The organism is Pseudomonas sp. GW821-FHT02B10 (assembly GCF_059421865.1).
In genome coordinates this window covers 90,563-114,438 of sequence record NZ_JBWKVU010000017.1, presented here as the reverse complement: position 1 = coordinate 114,438, position 23,876 = coordinate 90,563, and the positions used below count along the sequence as shown (strand labels likewise).

Sequence of the window (23,876 nt, the reverse complement as noted above, 5' to 3'; positions counted from 1 at the left end):
TCCATGATCAGCGTCCAAAACGGACGCTGTAGCTGACACCTGCCGTGCCCCCGGACTTGCCCGCTCCGCCTTGTGGGGCCGACTGGTAGCCGAAGGTCACCGCCAATTCGTCATCCCCTATCACCTCGGTGCCGACACCGGTACTGATGGCGTAGTTGATGGTGTTGTCGGTCCACTGCCAGCCTGAGCTGACATCCACCAGCCAGGTGTACTGCCCACGCGTGCGGTTCAGTGCCCCCGGGAAGCCACGCCGCCACGAACTGCCGAAGAACAGCTGGCCGTAGCGCTTTTGCAGCAGGGTCTGGCTGGTGATCTGGTTCGGATCCTCGAGGCCGGCCCCCGCCAGGTCGATGCCCCCGCCCAGGGTATTGGCCAGGTTGGGCAGCGAACGGTGGTCCAGGCTGTTTTGCTGGTAGTCGATGCCGCTGCGCAATGCCCAGTTCGGCCCTTCGAACTGCAAGGTGTGGTCGAACTCGATCTTCAACGCCTGGCCACTGCCCAGGTCATCGCCGCTGCGGGTCGAGAACCAGCGCTGGGCCAGGCTCCAGGACAACTGGTCACGGGCCGAATAGCGATGCCGCCCGCCGACCCAGACATCGTCCTGCTGGCCGAAGGCACGCATCAGCCCACTGTCCTCGTTCTTACGATGCCAGTCGGCGCCGACGTCCAGTTCGTTGCCGCTGTCCACCTGCCAGGTGCGGCTGGCGCCCAGGCCGTTGCGGTCATCGTCCTTGCGCAGGCTGCTGTCGAAGATCAGCGTGTAGTGGCCGTCCTCCAACTGCCGCTGCAAGGTCAATCCGGTATTGGTCTCGTTGCCCAGGCGTGATTCATCGAGGGTGTCGCCGCTGTATCGGCCCTGCTCCACCACGAGCCTGGCGTACCAGTCGTCATTCAGGTAACGCGCCGCGCTCAGGCGCGGGCCGTTGAACACCAGTCCGCCATAGTCCTGGCGTTCCCAGGCGATTTGTACGCCCTGGGGCGTGCGCTCGGTCATCTCGATGGCCTGGCGCCGCAATTGCTCACGGATCGCGGGAGGCTGGTCCTCGCCCAGCGCCGACAGGTCGACGGCCAGCGCTTCGCCGCCACGACCCAGGCTGTTCAGGGCCTCGACCCGCTGCGCCGGGTCCAGGCCATCGCTGGCCACCAGGCGCTCCAGGGCTTGGCGATTGTTGCCGCGCAGGGCTTGCTGGATCTGTTCGTAGCGACTGACCTTAAGGCCACGGGCGCGGGCCCAGGCCAGCCAGTCATCCTTCTGCGCCGACTGATTGATGTCATCCAGGCGCACCAGCATTTGCTCGAACCACAACTGCAGCATCGGCCTGGAGCCGTCCAGCCATTGCATCGCCTTGTTCTGCGCCTTGCGCGACGAGTAGCTGCTGGCCACCAGGCGCAGCCAGGTCGCATAGCCCTGGGGCGTGGCGCGGATCTGCTCAGGCGTCACCTGACGATTGAGCTTGAGCCGCAGGCGCTGGGCCGAGTCGGCATAACCGGCGCCTTCCAGCGCATCGGCGTAGGCCGCCTGGACCATCCAGTCCCGGGGATTGGCTTGCAGGTACAGGCGGTACCAGGCCAGGGCCTCGGTATTGCGCCCCAGCAACTGGCTGGCGGCGGCAAACGGCAGCCAAAGCGTGCTGTCACCGCGCGCCAGGGAACGCCATTGCTGCAGCAGCGGCTTGATCTCGCCCGTGCGCCCCAGGTCGACATACAGCCACATCAGGCGTTCGCGGAAGGTGTTGTCCTCCGGGAAGCGGCTCAAGCCCAGGCGATACAGGCGCAGGGCCTCGTCGTGATGACCCTGGTGGACCTGCAGCGCCCCGCGCGCTGCCAGTACCTGGGAATAGTCGGCGGCTTCCGGGTACTGGTCAGCCTCCTTGAGCAGATCGATCACCAATGGCCAGTCCTGAAGCTCCTGGGCCAGTTGCAGGGCCGCGACCAAGCGCCGCGGATTGTGCCCCTGGCGCCAGCTGTCGACGGTCAACTGCAAAGCCTTGCGCGGATCGCGGGTGCGATAGAGGGCGATCAGCTCACTCTCGTCGCCGGTATTGAGCGAGCCCTTGATGGCCAGCATCTTCTCCAGTGCGAGCTGCAGTTCATCGTCCGACTCCAGGTCCCAGGCCAGCGCGGCACGGGACTGCCAGTAGTCGAGGTCGTTGATTTTGTTGCCGTCGACCGCGGTGATCACCTTCCAGGCCGACTGGCTGTCAAACAGCTTGAGGTGGTTGTTGGCCCAGTCCACCCGCTCGGCGCTGGTCAACGGATAACGGCTGGCGAAGTTCTTCCAGACCGCCAGCCGCTGTGGGTACTGCTCGGTGTTTTCCAGGTTCTGCAACAGGCGGACCCAGGCCAGGCGGTGCTTCGGGTATTTGGCGACATAGCGGCGCAACCACTTTTCCGCCTGCTCGGGCGTGCCCCGGGATTCTTCGGCGTACACCAGGGCATCGAGTTCGACATTGCTCAGGGCGCGGCTGTCCATGATCCCCGCCAGCAGCGGAATGCCCCGGTCGAAGTCGTAGCTCTGCATCGCCAGGCGCCAGGTGTGCTCGAACTCGGCCGGGTTGTCCCGCAGCTTGCTCAGGCTGATCCAGTAGCCCAGCGCCGAGGCCGAGTCGCCCCGCCATTCGGCGAGATGGGCCATCTGCTCCAGCAGCAACGGATCCTCCGGATGTTGCTCCAGCAGTTGCGAACCCGCCGCATGAGCGCCCTTGAGGTCACCGAAGGCCAGTCGCTGCCTGAACTCCTTGGCCAGGATTTCCGGGTTGTCGGGCTGCGACTTGCGCCATGCGATGAAAAATGACTCGGCCAGGTCCGGACGCTTGTGCGCTACCGCCACATCGACGCCCCGGTCAAGCAGCGCAGCATCGAATTGCGCATCCGGCTGGGCGGCCAGTTCCCGGGCCAACAGCTCGGCCGCCTGAGCGCCGCGATCCGCCGCCACCAGGGTGTTGAAGGCTTCCTGCAAGAACTGGCGACGCGCTTCAGGCGTCTGGCTGGCATCGAGCAACTGCACATAAAGGTCGGCGGCGCGTCCGGGTTGCTCGCTGGCCTGGTACCACTTCGCCGCCTCGGGCAGCCAATGCTCACGCTGCCCTGGATCGCGACGCGCCAGTTCGGCATAGGCGTCCGCGGCCAGCCCCGGGGCCTGGACACTCAAGGCCAGCGTGGCCAGGCGCTCAAGCTGGGGGGATGGCAGCGTCTTGTAGTCAAAGGCCTTGAAACGTTCGGCCAGGGCCTGCAACGCTGCACTGTCGGTGCTGTTGGTCAGCGCCAGGGCATCCAGTTGCAGGCGGTAGTAGGACTTCAGCGCTGGATCGGCCTGCGGCCATTCGACCAGGTGTTTTTCCGCCCTCGGGTAATCGCCCAGCTGAATCAGCAGGTCGAGCAGCTGGGTGCGCAATTCGTTGTTTTCCGGATGGGCCGCCAGCAGCACCTCGGCATAGCTGGCGGACACTTCGTCCGGGGGGCCGAGCGTGGGACGGAAGGTATCTTCGTTGCGATAGGTCGCCCACAGCAGCACGCCGACGACCATCGCCACCAGCAGCAATGCCCAGGGGTTGAGCAGCCGTGCGCGTGGCGCCTTAGTTGCAGAAGAGTTGGGCATCACTCACCTGCTTCATGGGAAGTTGGAAATGCCACAGGCCCTGCTCGGACTTGCCGGCATAACGTTGGCCCCGGACCTCGACCCGACAGGCGCTGGCCGAACGCACCGAGAACTCCAGGTTGAATTGGCCGGCAAAAGAGAAGCTCACCTGTCGGTCACTCACATAACGCCAGTCACGCAAGGGAATATTCGCCAGCTCCAATGCCGGACGCGGGTCACGCTCGGGCCGCAGGGCCAGCAGCGCATGGTCGCCGCTCAAGGCCACATAACGGCCCTGGGGCAGATCGCGGACACCGGCCACGTTCCGCGAACGCCCCAGATCCGGCCAGCCCAGCTCCGGGTCCAGGCGCAGGGTACGCAAGCCGTCCATGCCGCGGACCTGCCAGTCGCCATTGGCGGTGCGGGCCAGGCTGGCCTGGTACAGGCCATGGACCCGATCGAGGTAGTCGCTCATCCACAACGACAAGGGCTGCTGGCCGCGCATGAACCGGTAGATATCGGCCATGGCCTTGATCGACGCCTGCTTGGTGCCCGAATAGAAGTGGTAGTACAGGTGAATGCCGCGCAGGCGCCGTGGGCTGTCGGTCAGCTCGAACGTATCGATGACGTCGCGAAAGCCGTAATACGGGCCTTTCCAGAGGTTGGTGTACATGTTCTCGTTGATCACCGGGGCGTAGTACTGCAAGCCCCCTTCGGTGGGACGCAACAAGGGGTACAGGCCGGTCAGCGATGAATTGGCTTTGGTCAGGATGGTCTGCCCGCCGTTGACGTTTTTCAGCCCGGCGTCGTAGGCCAGCTTGATGGTCTCGGCGCTGGGCAGCGCATCCCCCGGCCAGAAGAGCAACTTCACCGGCTTCTGCGCAGTGGTCAGGCGGCTGTTGATGTAGTCCCGCGATCCGACGATCTCACGCTTGAAGTCCAGGGTCTTGTAGCCCTGGATGTTCAGGCGCAATCCGTATTCGGCGTGGAAGTCCTCGTCCTGCCTGGCCTTTTCCGGCTGCAGGTAGAACGGGTGGCTGTAGGTGTGGCTGGCAACCTCGACTTTGGGATCGGCAAAGATCTCCTGGGCGAGGGGCTCCAGCTCCCTGGCGAGGAACGGCGACATGCCCTTGGGCCCGACCTCCCCTTCGATGATCGAAACCGAGGTCAGGTACGGGTTGGGACGAATGTAGTCATCCAGCACCTGGCGCCCGGAATAAGGGGTGCCGCGCACTTCGGCATGGGATGGGAAGCCATCCCCGTCGATATGCACCGTGGCGATCCGCCGGCCGTTCTCGGTGGTGGTGTCCGGGCGCGGTTGCGCCGGCAGGCGCAGGGCTTTCTGGATAAAGGCAAAGGGGTCGAGAATCCAGCGGCTGCGCTCGACATTGGTCTCTACCACATAAGGCGCCAGGGCCATGCCACCCCAGGTGCCGATGGCCACGGGGGCGTACTTGCCGCCCTGCTCATCCCCCAGCAACAGGGCCGGTTGCGGCCCGTCGGGCAGCAGCGTCACACGGGTCAGCTCTCGGGTGCGCGCCACTACCGGCGCCTCGAAGCCACCGATCAGGGCCTTGTCCTGGCTCAGTACTCGCAGTGCGCCGCGAGCCCCTGGCGCCGCGATGTTCAGCCCCAGGCGCTTGAGCAATGCGCGATCCTCGATCGGCAGGCCGGCCATGATGGCCAGCGGCACCTGTTCATCCAGGCGTTGGCCAATCCAGCCATTAAAGGCACGGCTGTCCTGGGGTGGGCCGCTGGTCATCCACACCACCACCCCGGCGTACAGGCCGGCGAAGCTGTGGGACGGCAAACTGGCATCGGCCGGCAGATAGTCCACCCGATAGCCCAGGTATTCCAGCAGACCGCCAAGCATCCGGTGCCCGGCGTGATCGTAGAGTTCGCCTTCGCGCGGGTCGTAGAGCATGGCGATGCGCCGTGGCTGTACTTCCACGGTGCTCATGCCGATGGCGTTGAGGTCCGGGGTGGTGACCACCGGGATAAAGCCTTCCTGGCTCAATTGGCGAACCAGCTTGCGCGCTTCTTCGCGACGGTCGGGCGGCAAGTAGTCGATAGCCACCAACGGCATGTTTTTCGCGCGAAGTGGCTTGAGCTCACCTTCAAGCCAGTTGCGGTCGGACTCGGAAACCGGGCGATAACGCTTGGCTGAGGCATCCCAGCCGGCATGGATCGATTCGACGGCCACGGCCGAGGCAACGCCATCGAGCTCGCCCAACACTTCGAAGCCCCGATTGAAGAACAGCTTGAGGTTCGGCTGACGGCTGTGCAGTTCCCGCAGAAACGCCGCCAGGGCTTTGCGTTGCGGTTCGCGATGAGCCTCGGGGAGCAATTGAAAGCTGTCGAGCGTATCGAGGAACAGACCGGCATAACCCTGCCCTTGCAACGCCTTGGCACGCTTGAACAGATGTTCGCGCCAGGCCGGCGTCGAAATATCCATGACCTGGCTATTCCAGGCCTTGTTACGCGTAGCGCTTGCGCTGCGGGTCAGCGACGCTTTGTCCAGGGCGACGCGGTCGCCATCGAACTCACCCACCGACAGGTAGGCGAACGGCTGGCTGCCAAGTTCGCGCAAGGTGGCAACATTGGCGGTGCTCATATGGCCCGGCTCGACCACAACCCATTCGAACTGCGCCAACTCTTGAAGCGGTGGCCGATCGGCGTACCAGAACCCGACACTGGCGGGCGCCGCCGGCGAGGCTTGCACCACCGAGTGGGTCGCACACAACGCCAGCGCGGTAAACAGCCGCCGTACCCCTTTGCAAACACGCCCCCTGCGAAACTCGATGTCCATAAATCACTCTTGAGTAGATCAATCCGCGCGATACCGGACCCGCGAGCCCTCTGCAACCGGGCCCGCAAGGCGTGGCATTAAAGACTGTGGTAAAGCCGTGCCAGGCCTTCCGCCACGGTGGTTGGCGACCCCAGGTCAAAGCGTTCGCGCAAGCGGCGATTGTCGGCCTTGGAATGCCGGATATCGCCGGAGCGGGCAGCGGCATGACTCACGCTTAGCGGTTTGCCGCTGATCCGTTCCAGGGCCGTAATCAGGTCATTGAGCGTGGTGACCCCGCCGAGACCGACATTGGTGGCATCAGCCGCGGGCTGGGGGTGCTCCAGGCCCTGGAGCAGGATCTTCACCAGGTCTTCGACATAGACGAAATCGCGGGTTTGCTCGCCATCGCCGAACACCACGATCGGCCGTCCGCTTTTCGCCCGCTCGCTGAAAATGCTGATCACCCCGGAGTACGGCGACAATGGGTCCTGGCGGGGCCCGAAGATATTGAAGAAGCGCAGGATCACCGGCTCCAGTCCATGCTGGCGACGATAGAAATTCAGGTAGTGCTCGCTGGCAAGCTTGTCCGCGGCATAAGGCGTCAGGGGGGACGTGGGCGTGTCTTCATCAATTGGGGTGCCCTCCCCGTTATTGCCGTAAACCGCGGCACTGGAGGCAAAGACCACTCGACGGATGCCCGCGGCGATCATCGCCTCGCATACCCGCAGCGTGCCGATGAAATTACTCCGATGAGTAGCTGCCGGGTGTTCGACCGAGGCGTGGACCGAAGCGACAGCCGCCAAGTGCACCACCGCGCTGCACCCCTGCATGGCTTCAGTGAGGGTCGCGGCATCGGCGACATCGCCGACCACCAGTTTCAAGGCCGCGCTGTCCATCGGCAGGTTGCTGACCTTGCCGGTAGAGAGATCGTCCAGAACCCGAACGGCATAGCCTCTCGCCAGCAACGCATCCACTAAGTGGGAACCAATGAAGCCAGCCCCCCCGGTTACCAGTACTCGTTTGGCAGACATAGATCATCCCTAAAAAATATCGCAACCCCCACCGTCTAAAGCCGGCACCCCCACGAAAATGAGCCATGGCTGTTGGCCTTATGGCTGATCTTTCCGTGGATACCTGCTCTTTAACAAAGGCTGTATCGCCTTTTTCTGGAGGGCCTCAGAAGTCCGGCGTCAAAAAAACATCAGTTAAATGACGCAAAACAGAAGCGGATACTGGGATACGAATGCCATCATGTCAATAATACGTCTAATTTTTAAGATGAAGCTGTTGGCGTCAAAAAAAGTCAGCATATTGACGCATATCCCCCTGGAGCTCTGGGCTTTGCCCCGGCGATGGAAAATCCATTTTCACGGCGATGCGCGCGCCTTGAACCTCTGCATGCGGGACCTGAGTCGGAATCACGCCTCATTGATCTCAAAACACGACACCCGTATTGAGCGGGGCACCCGAGTGCTATAGAACCCCTTGGCGGTATTGGTCAGCGCGGTGCCGTCTTTGCCCTGCTGCGTATTTACCCGCCCCGTTTCCATTCAGGTATCGAGTATGAAATCAAAAATAAACCAAGCCTTGATTACCCCTGCGCTCTTCTCGCTTCTGATGTTCCAGTGGACGCCTGTCTTTGCCGAACAGACTGCCAGCTCCCCCTCCAATCTCCTGACCGCGGCGGTTGCCTGGAAACAGACGGCGGCTGAGTTCGAGGCGCTTTATTACCAAGGCTTCAACATCGCCAGGATGCGTCTGGACCAGGCCCTGCAAGCCCGCAAGGACGGCGACCGACCGTTGGCCATCATCAGCGATGTCGACGATACCGTGCTGGGTAGCAACAGCTACTGGGGCTACATGATCAATTCGGGGAAAGAGTTTTTCGATGACGGCGCCTGGGACCAGTGGGTCGCCGACAATGGCCCGGTCGCCACGCCCGGGGCAGTGGAGTTCTTGAATTACGCCCAATCGAAGGGGGTCGAGGTGTTCTACGTCACCAGCCGCGACCAGGGCGAAAAAACCAAGAAATATGCCCTGGCCAACTTGCGCAAGAACAAGCTGCCGTTTGCCGATGAACAACACCTGACGGTCTATCGCGACAGCTCCAACAAAGAGCCACGGCAAACGGAAATCGCCAAGGACTACGAAGTGGTGGTCATGCTGGGCGACAACCTCAATGACTTCAAACGCAAGTACTACGTCGCGGACGTCAAGCAACGCAACAGCCTGATGACGGAAGACAAAGAGCAGTTCGGCCGCAAGTTCGTCCTCTTCCCCAACCCTACCGACGGCCATTGGCTCAAGGCGATCTTCGGTGATTCGGAGCCACCGGCCACCCCGGAAAACCGCGCCAGGTTCAAGGCTGCGGCCGAATCGACAGCCTGGCAACCAAAGCAGTAATCCTGGGCCACCTGCCCTGCCCGCGCCGTTCGAAAACCGGCGTTTTTCCGCAACCTTCTGAACGCTGCATATCCACTCAAAATGATTGGCCCGGCCAGCATTTTGAGTGGAACTGACTAGACCGCAATCGCCCCCGCCCGCCCCGACTCCACCACAAACGACTTGAGGGTCGAGACACTGGCATACGGGTCCCTGGGGTCGGAAATGATCCGTAAGTGGGTCAGCATCTTCCGTTCTTCCAGCTCCACCGCCACATATCCCCGCCAGCGGCTCTCGAAAAACCTTACATGGGGATTGAAGGGCAGGATGGCGTCGAACGACTGGCCGTCGGACGTGACCGAGGTGCCGACGAATTCAGTGGCGACGATCCGCGAGTCTGGGTCATGGGCGCGCGCATGCAGGTCCGTGACCCAGAACGAATGAATGTCGCCGCCCCAGAACACCGGGTTACTGGCTCGCCGGCGTTCGATGGAGGCCAGCACCCGTTCGCGAGTCGCCCTGTAGCCGTCCCAGCCGTCGGTCCAGTGCCCCAGCGCCTGGCTCGCCGGGACGTGCTGGAGCAGCGGCGCCACCAGCAGGTCCTGGGCGATCACATTCCATTGCGCCCGGGACCGGGCCAGGCCCTGGTCCAGCCAGGCTTCCTGCTGCCAGCCCAGCATGGTGCGCCCGGGGTCGCGCAAATCCAGGCAACTGTCTTCGGCGATATGCCCCTGGTGGCTGCCATTGGGCGCAATGCACGGTTGCTCGGAGCGGTACTGCCGGCCGTCCAATACATGGAATCGGGCCAGTCGCCCATAGTCCAGGTTCCGATAGATGCGCATGTCCGGCCCCCGCGGCAGGCTGGTGGCGCGCAATGGCATATGTTCGTAGAAGGCCTGATAGGCCGCCGCTCGCCGCTTGAGGAACGCGGCTACCGGAGTCCCCGGATCCTGGGACCAGCGATTGGCGTAGTCGTTTTGCACTTCGTGATCGTCCCAGGTCGCCACGCTGGGCGCGCTGGCATGCAGCGCCTGCAAGTCAGGATCGGTCTTGTACTGGGCATAGCGGTTGCGATAGCCCGCCAGGTCCAGCGCCTCGTCACTGCTGTGGGGGCGAATGATCTTGCCGGAGTCGGGCGCATAGGATTTTTCGTAAATGTAATCGCCGAGGAAGAACACCAGGTCAGGCTGTTCCGCGGCCAGGTGGCGGTAGGCACTGAAGTAGCCGCGCTCCCAGTGAGAACAGGAGACAAAGCCCAGCCGCGCTGACGCCATCGCGTGCACAGGTGGAGCCGTGCGCGACTGCCCTGTCGGACTCTGTGCTCCGAGGCTTTCAAACTGGTACCAATAGGGCCGCCCAGCCTCCAGCCCCGCGACCTCGACATGGACGGAATGGGCGAAACGCTCAGTGGCCATGACTTCGCCTTGTTTCACGATCCGCCTCATCGCCGCGTCACTGGCCACCCGCCAACGCACCGGCACCGAACGGTTCAAGCCGCCACGCCCATCGGTCGCGTTGAACAACGGCGCCAGGCGGGTCCAGATGACAAAGCCATCCGGCAGTGGATCGCCCGAGGCCACGCCCAGGGTGAACGGGTAGTCGATGCCGGCACTACGGGCGAAGGGGCTGAGGATCGAAAAAACCGTCGCCACCGCCAGGCCCGACAGCACCCGGCGACGGCCCGGATCCATGCGGATATCGTCGCTCATGACGCGGGCCGCCAATCGGCGCGCAACAGCCCGTACAGCAACATGTCCTCATGAATCCCGTTCTTGAGGAAGGCACCTTTCATGCAGCCTTCGTAACCCAGGCCGACTTTTTCCATCACCCGTGCCGAGCCTTGGTTACGGGCGAAACACTGACTGCCAACGCGGTGCAGCATCAGTTCGGTAAAGCCGAACGCCATGATTGCGCCGGCCGCTTCGACGGCATAGCCCTGGTTGCGGCGGTGAGCGGCGGTCCAACCGCCCAGGTGACCGCTGCGATGAGCCGCGGACAACCTGAGGCTGATCACGCCGATCAATTCGTCGGTCTCTCGCAGATGAACGCCCAGTGCGAGGGATTGCCCGGAACGGAAATTCGCCTCCTGGCCAGTAATAAAAGTCAGCGCCGTTTCCAGGGTGTAAGGCGATGGAATCGCTGCGGTGTTGTCAGCGATCCCGGGGCCGTTAGCCAGCTCGAACAGTGTCTCGGCCTGGTGTTTTTGCAGCGCTTTGAGCGCCAGCCGCGGGGTGAGTAACGAAGGAAGTACAACGCTCATGTCGGGGGGCTCGCCGATAAATGCGCAAAAATGCGCCCCTGGCATGTCAATTTCATGACCATCAAAAAATGACTGGTGGTTCTTCTGAAATCCGCGTCCTAGACACCTAAAAGCTTAAATTAAAGTTAACCAATCGGTCATTTTCCGTTGCTAGCGTGGCGCCCCTAATCAATGACGGGGTAACGGAATGAGAACCTGGGACGAACCGAAAAAACGCAAGGCGCACATCGAACTGATCCCGATGATCGACGTGATGATGTTCCTCTTGGTGTTTTTCGTACTCGTGAGCCTGAACGTGATTCCGGCACTGGGCATGAAGACCCAGTTGCCCAGCGCCAGCAGTTCGCAACAGCTCAAGCCGCAGAACAAGTTCATCCTCACCCTGGGCCTGGAAGGCCAGTTGCAGCTCGATGGCAAGGACCTCAGCGTCGAAGCCCTGGTGCCGGCGCTCAAGGCCGCGCAAAAGCCTGACAGCAAGTCGACCATCATCGTCAACAGCGACAAGGGCGTGGAAGTCTCCCGCCTGGTCGAGGTCATGGACACCCTGCGCCTGGGTGGCTTTACCTCGGTCTCCATCGCCACGCGCAAGTCCTGATCATGTACGCCCTGTTTCGTGCGCGTCAGCTGCTGGGCAGTGTCCCGGCCCTGATCGCCCTGGTGCTGATTGCACTGGGTATCCAGTCGCAAACCCTAAAAGTGCAGCCGGTGTATGACGAGTCGGCGGTTGAAATCGCCCTGGTCGAACCAGAACCGGAGGCAGTCCCCGAACCCGTGGTGGAACAGGAACCACCGCCGCCGGTCATCGAAGACCAAGACGCCGAGCCGGCTCCGGCTCCTCCTCCGCCGCCGCCCAAGCCACAACCAAAGCCACTGCCGAAACCTGAACCCAAGCCCAAACCGCTGCCCAAGCCAGCGCCCGTGGCCGCCAAGGCAACGCCGACACCCACGCCGCCGGCCGCCGCCAAACCCGTGCAGCCCGCCGTCGCCCCGACACCGGCCCCACCCGCCCCGCCGAAAGTCGACGGTCAGGCCCTGGAAGGTGGCTATCTCAAAGGTTTGCGCAACGAGCTGGACACCTACAAGCAGTACCCCACCGGACGCCAGGCGTCCCTCGAACGCCCCAGTGGCGAGGTGGTGGTCTGGTTGCTGGTGGATCGCCAGGGCCGCGTCCTCGACTCCGGGATCCAGACCCAGGCGTCAAGCATGCTGCTGAACCGGGCCGCCACCAACAGCCTGCGCCGGATCAAGCAGGTCAAGCCGTTCCCCGAGCAAGCCTTCGGTGGGCGCAACGAGCAACGTTTCACCGCCACCTTCAACTACAGCGTGCAGTAAGCACCCAACAGCAGGACGACAGTGATGAAGTTCACCCGGATTCATCTGGCACTCGTTGCCGCGAGCATGGGCCATGGAATCGCCATGGCAGACACCAGCGACAGCGACGTCGGCACCATTGGCGTGCAAGGCAAGGCCACGGCGGGCGGTGGCTACATGGTCCAGGAGGAGAGCGTCAAGGCGCGTTCCACGGTGACCAAGGAGGCGCTGGATAAACAGACCGCCACCGGCAACGCCGTCGACAAACTCAAATACACCCCGGGCCTGAACATCTCCAGCGAAGATGCCACCGGGCTTTCGGGTTTCCGCTTCACCATGCGCGGGCTCAACTCCGACCAGGTCGGGATGTCGGTGGACGGCATGCCGATCAACGACTCCGGCAACTACGCGCTGTACTCCAACCTGCTGGGCGACCCGGAAAACATCGAGCAGATCTTCGTCACCCAGGGTTCGGCCGAAGCCGATGGCCCGCACATCGGCTCCAGCGGCGGCAACATCGGCATCGTGACCATCCGCCCGACCAAGGAAACCGGCGCCTTCGTCAAGCAGGTGGCCGGCAGCAACGGCACCTTCAAGACCTTCGCCCGGCTCAATACCGGCGAAGTCAACGGCCTGAGCAACTGGCTCTCGCTGTCCCACACCGAAGGCGAGAAATGGCGCGGCGACGGCGCGGTGCGGGCGGACAAGGTGGAATGGAACAGCTTCTTCGACATGGGCGGCGGCAACACGGCCAACCTGATCCTCAAGTACCACGAGCAGGACAACAACAGTTACAGCCAGTTGACCAAGACCCAGTTCCAGCAGAACGGTCGCAAGTACGACCCCTACCCTTCGACGCCGGCCCTGGGCAGCAACGGCAAGGTCAGCAGCTACTACGCCCTGGCGCAGAACCCGTTCCAGACCTTTACCGCGGTGCTCAACACGCAATTCAAACTGGCCGACAACCTGGCCCTGTCGGTCATCCCGTATTACTACTGGGGTAATGGCAGCGGCGTGGGCGCCTCCAGCTATGCGCTGAACAGCGGTTCGAACCGGGGTGGCGTGTTCGACCTCAGCAACCTGCAGACCGCCGCCCAGTACAACGCCGACGGCTCCTCCACCAGCGGCGTCTATTACCGCCCTTCGCGCACCCAGACCTGGCGTCCGGGCATCACCACCAAGTTGAACTGGGACCTGGGCGACCACAGCCTGCAATTCGGCTACTGGTATGAGCGTGCGCGCCAGAGCCAGACCCAGCCGTTCATCCCACTCAAGAGCAGCGGCAAGCCGGAGAGTACCTGGCCGGATTCGGATAACGTGGTGGACGCCAATGGCAACAAGGTCCAGGGCCGCGACCGCTTCACCATTACCCCAGCGCAGAAAGTCTGGGCCCAGGACACCTGGTATTTCGCCCCGGACTGGACCCTGGTGGCGGGCCTGGCCTACATGAACGTCAAGCGGGACGGCAGCAACCACGGCAGCCTCACCGAACAGCCGGAAAAGCGTCACCAGACCTATAACAAGTTGCTGCCCAACGTCGGCCTGAAATACCAGATCGACGAGCGCGACCAGGTGTTCTACAGCCTGTCGCGCAACATGCGCATCCCACAGAACTACGTGCTCTACGACCAGGGTGTCGGCTCCATCGATTCCAAGCCGGAAACCAGCTGGAACCACGAGCTGGGCTGGCGCTACAGCGGCGACGACATGACCCTGGCCGCCACCTTGTTCTACATGCAGTTCAAGGACCGCCAGGTCTCGTCCAGGGACATCAACGGCGACTTCGCCGACATCAACGCCGGCGCCGTCGACAACAGCGGCCTGGAACTGGAGTGGAGCGGCCTGCTGCCCCACCACTTCAACTACTACACCTCCTACACCTATACCCGCGCCGAGCAGCAGGACGACCTGACTGTCTACAACGCCGGCAAGGCCATTGTCCTGCCCACCAGCGGCAAGCAGTTCGCCAACGTGCCGAAGAACATGCTGGCGGCCAACATCGGCTACGACGACGGGCGCTTCTACGGCACCTTCGGCGGCAAATACACCAGCAAGCTGTATGGCGACCTGACCAACGACGAAGCCATATCCGGACGCACCGTGTTCAACCTCGGCGCCGGTATCTACCTGCCGGTGGACAAGAAGGTGATCAAGGACGCGACCCTGCGCCTGAACGTCGACAACCTGTTCGACAAGAAGTACCTGGACGGCGTGTACACCACCAAGACCAACGCCGCGCCCTACGGCGGTTTCCGTGACGGCGACCCGGCCTACATCGTGGGCCTGGAACGGACCGTGACCGTCTCCCTGGAAGCGAATTTCTGATCGTCATCCGCCATTATCGAAGAATGAGGTAAAGCATCATGGACATGAACCTGCTTCACGACATCACCTTCTATGTGATGTATGCCGCGGTGGCCATCGCGATCTTCATCGCCATCGAGCGCGGTCTCTACTTCGCCTATGTACGGCGCCAGGCCAGGGCGTTGATGGAGGCCCTGGGCGGTCACGTGCACAGCGAGCGGGATTTGCCGCAAGGCGCGACCCGCCGCGACAGCCTGCCCTTGAGCATGGTCCTGCCGGTGCTGGCGCAAAAGGCTGCCCATGGTTCGCGCAAGGACCTGGACGACGTGATCGAGAGCCAGTACCTGTCGACCCGCGCGCCACTGGCCCGCAGCCTGTGGATCATCGAGACCATCACCACTGCCGCCCCCTTGCTAGGCTTGCTGGGGACCATCCTGGGGATCATCGACACCTTCAAGGCCCTGGCCAGCGCCGGGGTGTCCGACCCGGGCCAGATTTCCGGCGGTATCGGCACGGCGTTGTTCGCCACCGGCCTGGGGATCGCCATCGCCCTGTTCTGCGTGGTGTTCCATAATTTTTTCCAGGACAGCCTGGAGCGCATCAACGATCAACTGAAGATGCTGCTGATCCGCGCGGCCACCGGCGCCCGTGTGCAGGATGAGGTGCCGCAGCGGGCGCCGAGCCCGTTGCACAGCCGCACCGCGTAATTTCCCAGGGCGGGCGCAGGCCACGCCCGCCTTTTTTCGACATGAGACGCCTATGTCCGTATGCATGAAATTTCCACGAGCGCTGCTCAGCGTTCGGATCGCAGGCCTGGCTGGCTTGCTGATCAGTCCGCTGGCCCAGGCGGACTTTGCCGTTGCGGGGTTCGAGTTGGTGCATACGGTGCCGGTGGACACCGCGCTTGGCACGGCGGATCTGCGGCAACCCGGCCCCGTGTGGATCGAGCTGTTCGATGGCGCGAAAAGCCGGATCGACATCGGCCAGTTTTATGCGGCGGACCATCCCGGGTCGGTGCTGGGCACGGTGATCGAACACCTTGAGGCCGCCGGCAAACGCGGCGTGAAGATTCGCTTCCTGCTGGAAGAAAAGGGCCTGAAGCTGTCAGATCCCGCCACCCTGGAGCGATTGCGGGCGATTCCCAACCTGACCTTCCGGGTACTGCCCTACGCCCAGGTGAGCGGCGGGATCATCCATGCCAAGTACATGGTGGTGGATGGCAAACAGGCGTTCGTCGGCAGCCAGAACTTCGACTGGCGTTCGCTGGAGCATATCCACGAAACCGGGTTGCGCATCAGCGATGAAAGCACCGTGGCCCAGGTGCAGGCGATCTTCGAACAGGATTGGCAGGCCCAGGCGGCCGTGGCGGCAAACCAGCCGGTGCCCCTGCCCGCCCCCGGCCAGCCGCCGCTACGCAGCGGCAATTACCTGGTGGCCAGCCCGCAACGCTACAACCCGCCCGGCGTGGGCGACTCGCAACAGGAGTTGCCGCGCCTGCTGGCCGAAGCGAAGAACGAAGTGCGGGTGCAACTGCTGGACTATGCGCCGCTGTCCTACGGGCCTGACCGGACCCGGCCCTATTACGCGGTGATCGACAATGCCGTGCGGGCAGCCGCGGCGCGGGGCGTGTCGATCAAGTTGCTGGTGTCCAACTGGAACACCGACAAGCTGGAACTGCCCTACCTGAAAAGCCTGGCGGTGCTGCCCAATGTCCAGGTCAGGATCGTCACCCTGCCCCAGGCGGCCCGGGGGTTCATTCCCTATGCGCGGGTGATTCACAGCAAGACCATGGAGATCGATGGGCAGGTGGCCTGGGTCGGCACCAGCAACTGGCTTGGCGGTTACCTGGACAATTCGCGCAACCTGGAAGTGGTGATGCACGACAGCGCGATGGCCAGGCGCATCGGTGAGCTGCACGGGCAATTGTGGGATGGGCCTTATGCCAAGCCGCTGGAGGTGATGGCTGAGTATCCGGATCCGCATCCGGGCACGCCGTGAAGGCAAAAAAAGGCCGAGCCTTTCAACGGCTCGGCCTCCTGTCCAGCGTTCAGCGTTTTGACGCAACCATCGCCTCCACCGTGGTCGCTCTGTCTGCACCGGCCGTAGCCTGCCCTGCCCCGCGCGCCACCTGCGCCCGTACTGCAACAGCATCCTGCAGGATCACCTGCGCCGCCTTCTCCGCCGCCACATAGATCGAGGTGACGATGAAGAAGCCGGGGATTTTCGGGAAGATCGAGGCGTCCACCACCCGCAGGTTGCCCACGCCACGTACGCGGAAGGCGCTGTCGAGCACGGCCATCGGGTCGTCGTCGGCGCCGATCGGGCAGGTGCAGGAGGCGTGGTGGCCCCAGGCCTGGTTCATGACGAAGGTCTTGAGCTGTTCGTCGGTCTGTACCGCGTCGCCGGGCAGTTCCTCGCTGGCGATCAGCCCGGCGTCTTTCAGCGGCTGGGCCAGGTTGCGCACGAACTTGATGCCCTCCACCACCGATTGCAGGTCTTCGCCCTGGGTGTCGTTGCCCTCCTCGAAATAATGGAAGTTGATCAGCGGGGTGTCGGCCGGGTCTTTCGAGCGCAGGGTGACGTAGCCGGCGTTGTTGTTGGTATGGGCCTTGAGTATGGCCCAGGTCAGGTAGTTCAGGTGCTCGACGATCAGCTTCGAGTAGCCGGGGAAATAGCCGCGAAACAGCGCCAGCAGGGAGAAGCAGAACAGGTCCGGCAGCGGCCGTTGCTTCAGGGATTTCTTGATGATCGCCAGGACCGCGCCGTTGGTGCTGTAGACCCCGACCTTGCCCTTGGCCCACTCCTCGTACTGCGGATCGCCCTTGGCGTAGCGCGCGCCCTTGAGCACTTCCCAATTCTCGAAGTTCATCCGGTTGACCACCCCGACCTCGTAGCGGTCCTGCAGGTTGCGCCCGACGCCCGGCAATTCGACCCGCACCGGGATGTCCTTGGCTTCCAGGGTTTCGCGCGGGCCGATGCCGGAGAGCATCAGCAGTTGCGGGGTGTTGAAGGCGCCGCCGGCGAGTATCACCTCGCGGCTGGCGCGCACCTGGCGCAGTTCGCCGGCGGCATTGCGCGGCAAGGTACAGGCCCGATACAGGCGAGCGCCCTTGATGTACTCCACGCCATAGGCGCGCTGCTGGTCATCGAGCAGCACCCGGGTCACCAGCGCATCCAGCTCGATGTGCAGGTTGTCCGGGTGGCGCTTTTGCACATCCAGCAAGCGTTCGCGGGTGCCGTTGCGATGGTGGTGCCGGGTGGCCAGCGGCGGATAGCGCAGGCCGATGGCTTCCTCGCGTACCAGGCGCCAGTCGTTGGGGTCGCCCACGCCCTGCAACTGCCAGCCGATGCGCTTGAGGGCTTCGCCCAGGGCCTTGAACGCCTGCTCGGCGGCGTCGACGATCGAACGCACCAGCGACTGGTCGTCGAACGCCGCCTCCGGAATCGCCTTCTCCACATGCAGCCAGCCCTTGAAGCCATGCCGCGACGGGTTGATGCCGAACCAGGAAAGCACGCGCTGGAGCGGCCGGTGATGGCAGTTCTCCAGGTTCTGGAAGTGCTCGCGCATGGCACTGGCGTTCCACGACGGGTCACCGGTGATCTGCGCGATATGGTCCCAGTCCTGGTTGTGCGGGTAGACGGTGATCATCGCGTTGTGCGCGGTGCAGCCGCCCAGGCAACTGGCCCGCGGGTACAGCACCCCGTCGACGTTCTCGCCCTGGAAGGTCCGGGTGAACTTGGGGTCCTGCGACTGGCGGGCATCGTTGCTGTAGTGGCGGACGAAGAAGTCCCAGCGCATCGCATCGTTCTCGGTGGAGCGCGGGTGGAACGCCGGCACCTGGTACTCCTCCGGCAGCCGCGGGGCGGTGGTGTCTGCTGCCGCCGGGTCGCTGCCCGACTCCAGCACCAGCACCTTGCGGCCCTGTTCGGCCAGGCGGGCGGCGACGGTGCCGCCCCCGGCCCCGGAGCCCACCACGATGTACTCGTAATCCGTTTCGTTGTTCATCGCTGGCCACCTAGAAAGTTTTCAGCAGGGCGATCAAGGCCCGTTTGTCCGCGTCACTCAGGCCCGGCTCCTCCTTGAGGAAGCTGGTGCCGAAGTAATGCCCCTTGTCCACCACGAAGTCCGGGCACTTGCTCACCTGCAGCAGCGGCTTGACCAGGCCGGCGAAGACCTTGCGGGCTTCCTCGTCGGAGGCACCAGGCGGCAGTTGCTTGAGGTCGTGCTTGATCTTCAGCAGCAGGTCCAGCACCTGGTCGCGTTTCTCCAGGTCGATGTTGGACAGCAGGCTCACCGGCGTACCTTGCGGGATCGGCCCGAGCTGGATGCCGTCCTCGCCGAACAGCCACGGCAGCCAGTGGCTGAACAGACCTTCGAGCTTTTGCAGGAAGGTCGGCAGATAGCCGCTGCTGACGCGCAGATAGCTGGTCTCACTGGTGACGTCGACGGTGCCCATATGGGTCTTGCCGGAGCGGGTCATGACCTGGAAGTCGCCGGTGCGGTGTTCCGGCCACAGCAGCATCTGGATCGAGCTGTCGAAGGACGCCATGCGGTCCTCCACCCCACCCTTCCAGTGGAATTGACCCAGGCGGTTGTTCAGCAGCAGCGGCGCGGTGGACCACACGCTGACCAGCGAGGCCGGCCGCGTATAACCACGTCCGCCCGCCGGCATCGCGTATTCCCAGGGCTCGCCGGTGTAGGGGTTCTGCACCAGCACCGAGCCTACCGCCGGCAATTGCTTGTACGACTCCGACGAGAAGTTGTCCCAGATATTGCCGCCCAGGGCGTTGGTCGCCAGCGGGCTGCAGGCGTTGGTTTCGGTCAGGGTGACCGGCACCCGCAGCTCGGTGGAGAGGAAGTTGTCGGTCAGGAACTTCTCATCCTTGACGATGGCGCGCATCGCCGTCTTGAACTCCGGCGTCTTGCTCCAGGTCCAGTAATTGTTCCAGCACTTGAGGTAACCGTCGTTCACGCAGCCATGGTCGGGAAAGAAGGTCCAGGCCTTTTCCGGCAGTTTGCTGGAGTGGCAACGGGCGCAGGTGTCGGCGAAGACTTCCTTGCCGCGCTCCAGTACCGCCGCCGGTTCGCTCAGGTGTGCCGCGCCACCGGGGGCGTTCTTCAAGTAGTCCGGGGTCGCCGAGGCCAGGAAGAACAACGCCAGGTCCGGAGTCTGCGCCTCGTTGGCGTTCCAGTAGGAGGAGTTCTTGCGCGCCACGTCGATGCGGAACGGGGTGATCGGCTTGCCGCCGATCAGCGGCCGGAAGTGGGTGGTCCACTCCTCGCTGTACAGGCCGATATTGATGAACACCCGGTTCAAGGCCCCGAGCGCGCCCACCGAATCGGCGCCGTCCTTGAGTACCCGCGGGGTGAACACCGTGTCAGGCTTTTTGTAGAACTGCGCCAGCGGGCTGTCCGGCGGCACGCCGGGCACCTCGTTGAACTGGCGGTTGTTCAGCCCGCCGCCAGCGAGTTTTTCCTTGCCCAGGTTCGAGGCCAGCTCGATGCGCGCCTTGAGGTTGTAGACCGCGTTCATGGTGCGCGGGTTGTTGATGTAGTCGGTGGAGACGAACGAGGTGTCCAGCGCTCCCGGTTTCGAGGTGTGGAACAGCTGGTACGGGAAGCTGCTCGGGTCCTGGTTCCACATGAAGATCCGGTCGACCCAGAAGTACTGCGCGCCGGGGTTGGAGTTGAGGTTGGACCAGGCCGGATGTTCAGGGTCGGCCGGCGGGTTGGTCGGGTTCGGCCCGACATGGCAGAAGCCGCAGGACATGCCGACCCGGTAAGGTTTCACCAGCTTGTTGTCGTTGTAATAGGCCGGGTCTTCGTAATAGCGCTTGGCGTCCCACTTCTTCTGCGCGTGCTCGTCGAAGTCCGGGTTGGGGAACAGCCGCAGGCCGACGATCCCGGTGCCGTAGCCGTAATAGGAGCCCACCGGCAGGTTCTTGCCCCGGGCGCCGATCTTCACCCCGGGGTACTTGGTTTCGTCCTCGAAAGGGTCGGCGGCGCAGGACGGGTCACGCTTGTCCAGCCACAGGCCGTAGCGATCGTCACGCGGCCCCTCGCCCTTGACGTAGCAGGGTTCGTTGACCACCCCCAGCACTTGCCAGCGTTTATCGCGGTTGTATTTCAGGCTCGGGTGGTTGGAGACAGTCTTGAGCAGGTCCAGGTTGCCGACGCTGTCGCGCGAGAGCTTGTCCCACAGCGCATCGTTGCCGGCGGTCCAGACGATCCAGTTGTTGCGCCCGCGGGCGAAGGCCTGGAGTGCCTGCTGTTCGGTAATGCCGGGGATGAAGGGCGACAGTCGCTCGACCAGCAGTTGCGGTTGCCTGGACACGCCGTAGTCCATGTCGGCGAAATAGTCCTCGTCGGCGCCTCTGAGGCTGCCGGCATCGCGGCCGACGCATTTGGCTTCGTCGAGTCGCTCGCCGGGCTTGTTGCCGCAGGGGTTTTTCGTATCGCTGCTACAGGCCTGTAACAGCACCAAAGGAAGGAAAATGCTCAACATCAGCTTCACGGGTGTCATGCGCTGCTCCTTGCATGTGCTGCAGACCGGTCCCTCTGTCCTTGGGGACACCTGTGTCGCGACCGGTTCTTTTTCTGATGGCCGAACAACCGACTGCCTGCGCACCGGGCCGGTTAACCTCGGCACGCCAATCGCCTTACAACGCCCTACAGCCGCCATACTAGGCCATGGCAAGCGGCTCAATACTTACATTTGGCGATGAAAAACCAGGGGTAATTGCGATTGGCTATCGGGGATACCCGGGGGCCGTTATTCACCCTTCGGCGTCACCGGCGGTCAGGGCTACACTCGCCAGCCATACCCGTTCCGAGGCGGGCCACGGCTACCTGCCAACGCCACCTTTTTTTACCGCGAGCGTACTGCCCATGACCGACGTGTTCGCCAAGGTGGCCCTGGGGCCGCTGTTACTCGCCCAGGGCCTGTACACCCGCTGGGTCACCCCCAGGTTGCCGGAGGCCGAAGGCCCTCGCCAAGGCCGGCACGCCGACGCCAGCGGGCCGGCCCTGCGCCTGTTGATCCTCGGCGACTCCGCGGCGGCGGGCGTCGGCGCCCTTACCCAGGACGAGGCGATTGCCGGCCGGCTGGTGGCTGGCCTCGCCGGCGACTTCCAGCTGTCATGGCAGCTGCGGGCACAGTCCGGGCTGGACTCGCGACAGTTGTTCCAGCTGTTGGAGGACGGCCCGGCCGAGCCCTTCGATGTGGCCCTGGTGTCCATCGGCGTCAACGACGTCACCAGCCGCATCGCCGCGGCCGAATGGCAGGCGCGGATCTCGCGCCTGATCGCACTCTTGAGCGAGCGCTTCGAGGCCCGGCATATCGTCTTCCTGCCCGTGCCGCCCATGCATCTGTTCCCCGCCCTGCCCCAGCCGCTGCGCTGGTACCTGGGCCTCAGGGCCCGGCGTTTCAACAGCCTGCTGGTCGAACTGCTGGCCGGCCAGGATCACTGCGCATTGCTGGCGACCCGCTTCCAGCCGGCCGCCAGCCTGATGGCCGGGGACGGCTTCCACCCTTCCCCGGCGCTCTACCAGATCCTCGCGGATGAAGCGGCGCGGGTCATTCGCCAGCGTTGCAGCCGCTAAGCCGCTCCCCCTCTCCCACACATCCGCACCCGCCCTGGACGCCGGCCAACAAACTCCGGGGTTTCGCGTATGGTGCCCGGCGGCGTGCCCGATATCATTTGCTGGCCGGTTCGCAGCAGCCTGCCGGCGCCGAACCGACGCCCTGACGTTCACCTCGATACTCAACGGACCCCATACCTTTATGCCCGCATCCACGCTTGCCGGTGGCCGGCGTTCGAGCAGCTTTTTGTTTTGCCTGGCGCTGTCCTTGATGGTGCCCCTGATGAACAGCAGTGCTCCGACGCCGCTCTACCCCTTCTACAAAGAGCAGTTCGATCTGAGCGCTCTGGACCTGACGCTGATTTTCGGCGCCTATGGCATCGGTGTACTGATCGCCCTTGTCGCCATGGCGCGGATCGCCGGCAATGTCAGCGACCTGCGCCGCCTGTTCGTCCCCGCCAGCCTGCTGGTGCTGGTGGGTGCCGCGGCCTTTGCCCACGGCACCGCCCTGGGCCCGTTGTGCGCGGCGCGGTTGCTGGCCGGCCTCGGGTCGGGGGTGATGACCGCGGCGGTGAATGTGGCGCTGGTGCGTTTCAACCCGGGGCACAACGACAAGTTGCCGGCCCTGGTGGCGACCCTGGCGATGGTTTCAGGCCTGGCCCTGGGGCCGCTGGTCAGCGGCGCGGCGTTGCAGCTGGACCTGCGCCCCCTGGCAGCGCCTTTCTGGCTGATCGCCGCGCTCGGCCTGGCTTCGGCGGTCGCGACCCTGATCCTCTGGCCATCCCGGGCGGCCAGCGATGCGGCGACACCCGCGGTGGCAAACACCCGCCCGGCCAGCCTCAGGCAAGCCTTGCGCGGCATCGGCCTGCCCTTTCACCTGTGCGCCTGGAGTGTGTTCTTCAGCTGGTCCTTCGCCGCCTGCGTGTTCGTGATCGGCCCGCAGGTGGCGCAGCAGGTGTTCGGCCTGGAGGACCGCGGAATCTTTGGTTATGTGGTCTCGGCCTATCTGCTGATCGCCGGCATCAGCCAGCTCTGTTGCCAGCGCATGGACGCGCGCCAGGTGCTGCTCAGCGGTTGGCTGTGCCAATGCCTGGCATTGCTGGTCCTGCTCCTGGCCTGCTACAGCCAGGCCCTGTACCTCGCCCTGCCGGGGCTGGCGATCGGTGGCTATGCCTATGGCGCGCTGTTCGTCGGCAATGCCCGCCTGGTCAACCAGCTGGCGCCCCGGCACAGCCACGGCAAATTGATTGCGTATTTCTACGCCACCGTCTACCTGTTCAACGCCACGCCGGTGCCCATGGGCCTGCTGGTGGACGCCTGCGGCATCGTCACCGCCAGCCACCTCGCGCTCGGGCTGTTCCTGGTCATTGGCCTGGCCTTGTTCGCCTTGGCTTGCCGTACGCGTTTTGTCGCAGGCGCCGAGCACGCTTGATCGGGGCTGGTGAGCGGCGTTCAGAAACCTTTGCCGAAGACGGACAGAACGCACCCTCGAAGGCCCTGTCCTAGCGGCTAACCACTCGTCGGACGCCACCGAACAAATTTCAACTTTTGAAAAATACCGGCACTCCCAATTAGTGCCGGCAGAAAGCGTCGGACGCCAACAAGAAAGGCGGCCAGCCCGGCGGCGCCCGTGGAGGACGTAGCTGATCGTTGAGCCCCACCGTGCAAGGGC

15 protein-coding genes are annotated in these 23,876 nt (G+C 63.8%); 8 read left to right on the top strand and 7 right to left on the bottom strand.

Going from position 1 to position 23,876, the window contains the following annotated elements; all coding sequences use genetic code 11:
• Positions 1 to 7 precede the first annotated feature (7 nt).
• The 3 genes from AC07VU_RS27930 to AC07VU_RS27920 form a co-directional block, all read right to left on the bottom strand.
• Positions 8 to 3,598 carry a tetratricopeptide repeat protein gene (locus AC07VU_RS27930; protein ID WP_495030866.1) on the bottom strand — a complete coding sequence of 1,197 codons (3,591 nt, stop codon included), beginning with the start codon at positions 3,596 to 3,598 and terminating at the stop codon, positions 8 to 10.
• Positions 3,576 to 6,386 carry a bifunctional glycoside hydrolase/polysaccharide deacetylase family protein gene (locus AC07VU_RS27925; protein WP_495030865.1) on the bottom strand — a complete coding sequence of 937 codons (2,811 nt, stop codon included), beginning with the start codon at positions 6,384 to 6,386 and terminating at the stop codon, positions 3,576 to 3,578. Before AC07VU_RS27925 ends, AC07VU_RS27930 begins: the two co-directional genes overlap by 23 nt.
• Before the next feature lie 77 nt (positions 6,387 to 6,463).
• On the bottom strand, positions 6,464 to 7,396 hold the full coding sequence (locus tag AC07VU_RS27920) for an NAD-dependent epimerase/dehydratase family protein (RefSeq protein ID WP_274303088.1): 933 nt from the start codon (positions 7,394 to 7,396) through the stop codon (positions 6,464 to 6,466).
• Positions 7,397 to 7,928: 532 nt separating this feature from the next.
• On the opposite strand from AC07VU_RS27920, the gene AC07VU_RS27915 reads away from it, so the two are divergent.
• Complete coding sequence (locus AC07VU_RS27915) at positions 7,929 to 8,768, top strand: 5'-nucleotidase, lipoprotein e(P4) family (RefSeq protein WP_495030877.1); 840 nt, start codon at positions 7,929 to 7,931, stop codon at positions 8,766 to 8,768.
• Positions 8,769 to 8,884: 116 nt separating this feature from the next.
• On the opposite strand, the gene AC07VU_RS27910 is transcribed toward AC07VU_RS27915, so the two are convergent.
• The gene (locus AC07VU_RS27910; RefSeq protein ID WP_495030864.1) at positions 8,885 to 10,456 is read right to left on the bottom strand and encodes an alkaline phosphatase D family protein; all 1,572 of its coding nucleotides are present in this window, start codon (positions 10,454 to 10,456) and stop codon (positions 8,885 to 8,887) included.
• Positions 10,453 to 11,007, bottom strand: coding sequence for a GNAT family N-acetyltransferase (locus AC07VU_RS27905; RefSeq protein WP_495030876.1), 555 nt, complete (start codon positions 11,005 to 11,007; stop codon positions 10,453 to 10,455). The genes AC07VU_RS27910 and AC07VU_RS27905 overlap by 4 nt, the downstream gene beginning before the upstream one ends.
• Positions 11,008 to 11,194: 187 nt before the next feature.
• On the opposite strand from AC07VU_RS27905, the gene AC07VU_RS27900 reads away from it, so the two are divergent.
• The 5 genes from AC07VU_RS27900 (at position 11,195) to AC07VU_RS27880 (ending at position 16,620) form a co-directional block, all read left to right on the top strand.
• A complete protein-coding gene (locus AC07VU_RS27900) occupies positions 11,195 to 11,602 on the top strand; it encodes an ExbD/TolR family protein (protein ID WP_007925526.1) in 408 nt (135 codons plus the stop codon).
• 2 nt (positions 11,603 to 11,604) lie between these two features.
• On the top strand, positions 11,605 to 12,339 hold the full coding sequence (locus AC07VU_RS27895; protein WP_277588799.1) for an energy transducer TonB family protein: 735 nt from the start codon (positions 11,605 to 11,607) through the stop codon (positions 12,337 to 12,339).
• Between the two features lie 24 nt (positions 12,340 to 12,363).
• The gene (locus AC07VU_RS27890; RefSeq protein ID WP_274303092.1) at positions 12,364 to 14,643 is read left to right on the top strand and encodes a TonB-dependent receptor; all 2,280 of its coding nucleotides are present in this window, start codon (positions 12,364 to 12,366) and stop codon (positions 14,641 to 14,643) included.
• Positions 14,644 to 14,681: 38 nt separating this feature from the next.
• Entirely contained in the window at positions 14,682 to 15,329 is a 648-nt protein-coding gene (locus AC07VU_RS27885) for a MotA/TolQ/ExbB proton channel family protein (protein ID WP_274303094.1), read from the top strand.
• 64 nt (positions 15,330 to 15,393) lie between these two features.
• Positions 15,394 to 16,620 carry a phospholipase D-like domain-containing protein gene (locus AC07VU_RS27880; RefSeq protein ID WP_495030863.1) on the top strand — a complete coding sequence of 409 codons (1,227 nt, stop codon included), beginning with the start codon at positions 15,394 to 15,396 and terminating at the stop codon, positions 16,618 to 16,620.
• Between the two features lie 49 nt (positions 16,621 to 16,669).
• On the opposite strand, the gene AC07VU_RS27875 is transcribed toward AC07VU_RS27880, so the two are convergent.
• Entirely contained in the window at positions 16,670 to 18,628 is a 1,959-nt protein-coding gene (locus tag AC07VU_RS27875) for a GMC family oxidoreductase (protein ID WP_495030862.1), read from the bottom strand.
• 10 nt (positions 18,629 to 18,638) lie between these two features.
• On the bottom strand, positions 18,639 to 21,146 hold the full coding sequence (locus AC07VU_RS27870; RefSeq protein ID WP_495030861.1) for a hypothetical protein: 2,508 nt from the start codon (positions 21,144 to 21,146) through the stop codon (positions 18,639 to 18,641).
• Positions 21,147 to 21,511: 365 nt separating this feature from the next.
• On the opposite strand from AC07VU_RS27870, the gene AC07VU_RS27865 reads away from it, so the two are divergent.
• On the top strand, positions 21,512 to 22,225 hold the full coding sequence (locus AC07VU_RS27865; protein ID WP_495030860.1) for an SGNH/GDSL hydrolase family protein: 714 nt from the start codon (positions 21,512 to 21,514) through the stop codon (positions 22,223 to 22,225).
• Between the two features lie 181 nt (positions 22,226 to 22,406).
• Entirely contained in the window at positions 22,407 to 23,636 is a 1,230-nt protein-coding gene (locus tag AC07VU_RS27860; RefSeq protein WP_495030859.1) for an MFS transporter, read from the top strand.
• Positions 23,637 to 23,876 lie beyond the last annotated feature (240 nt).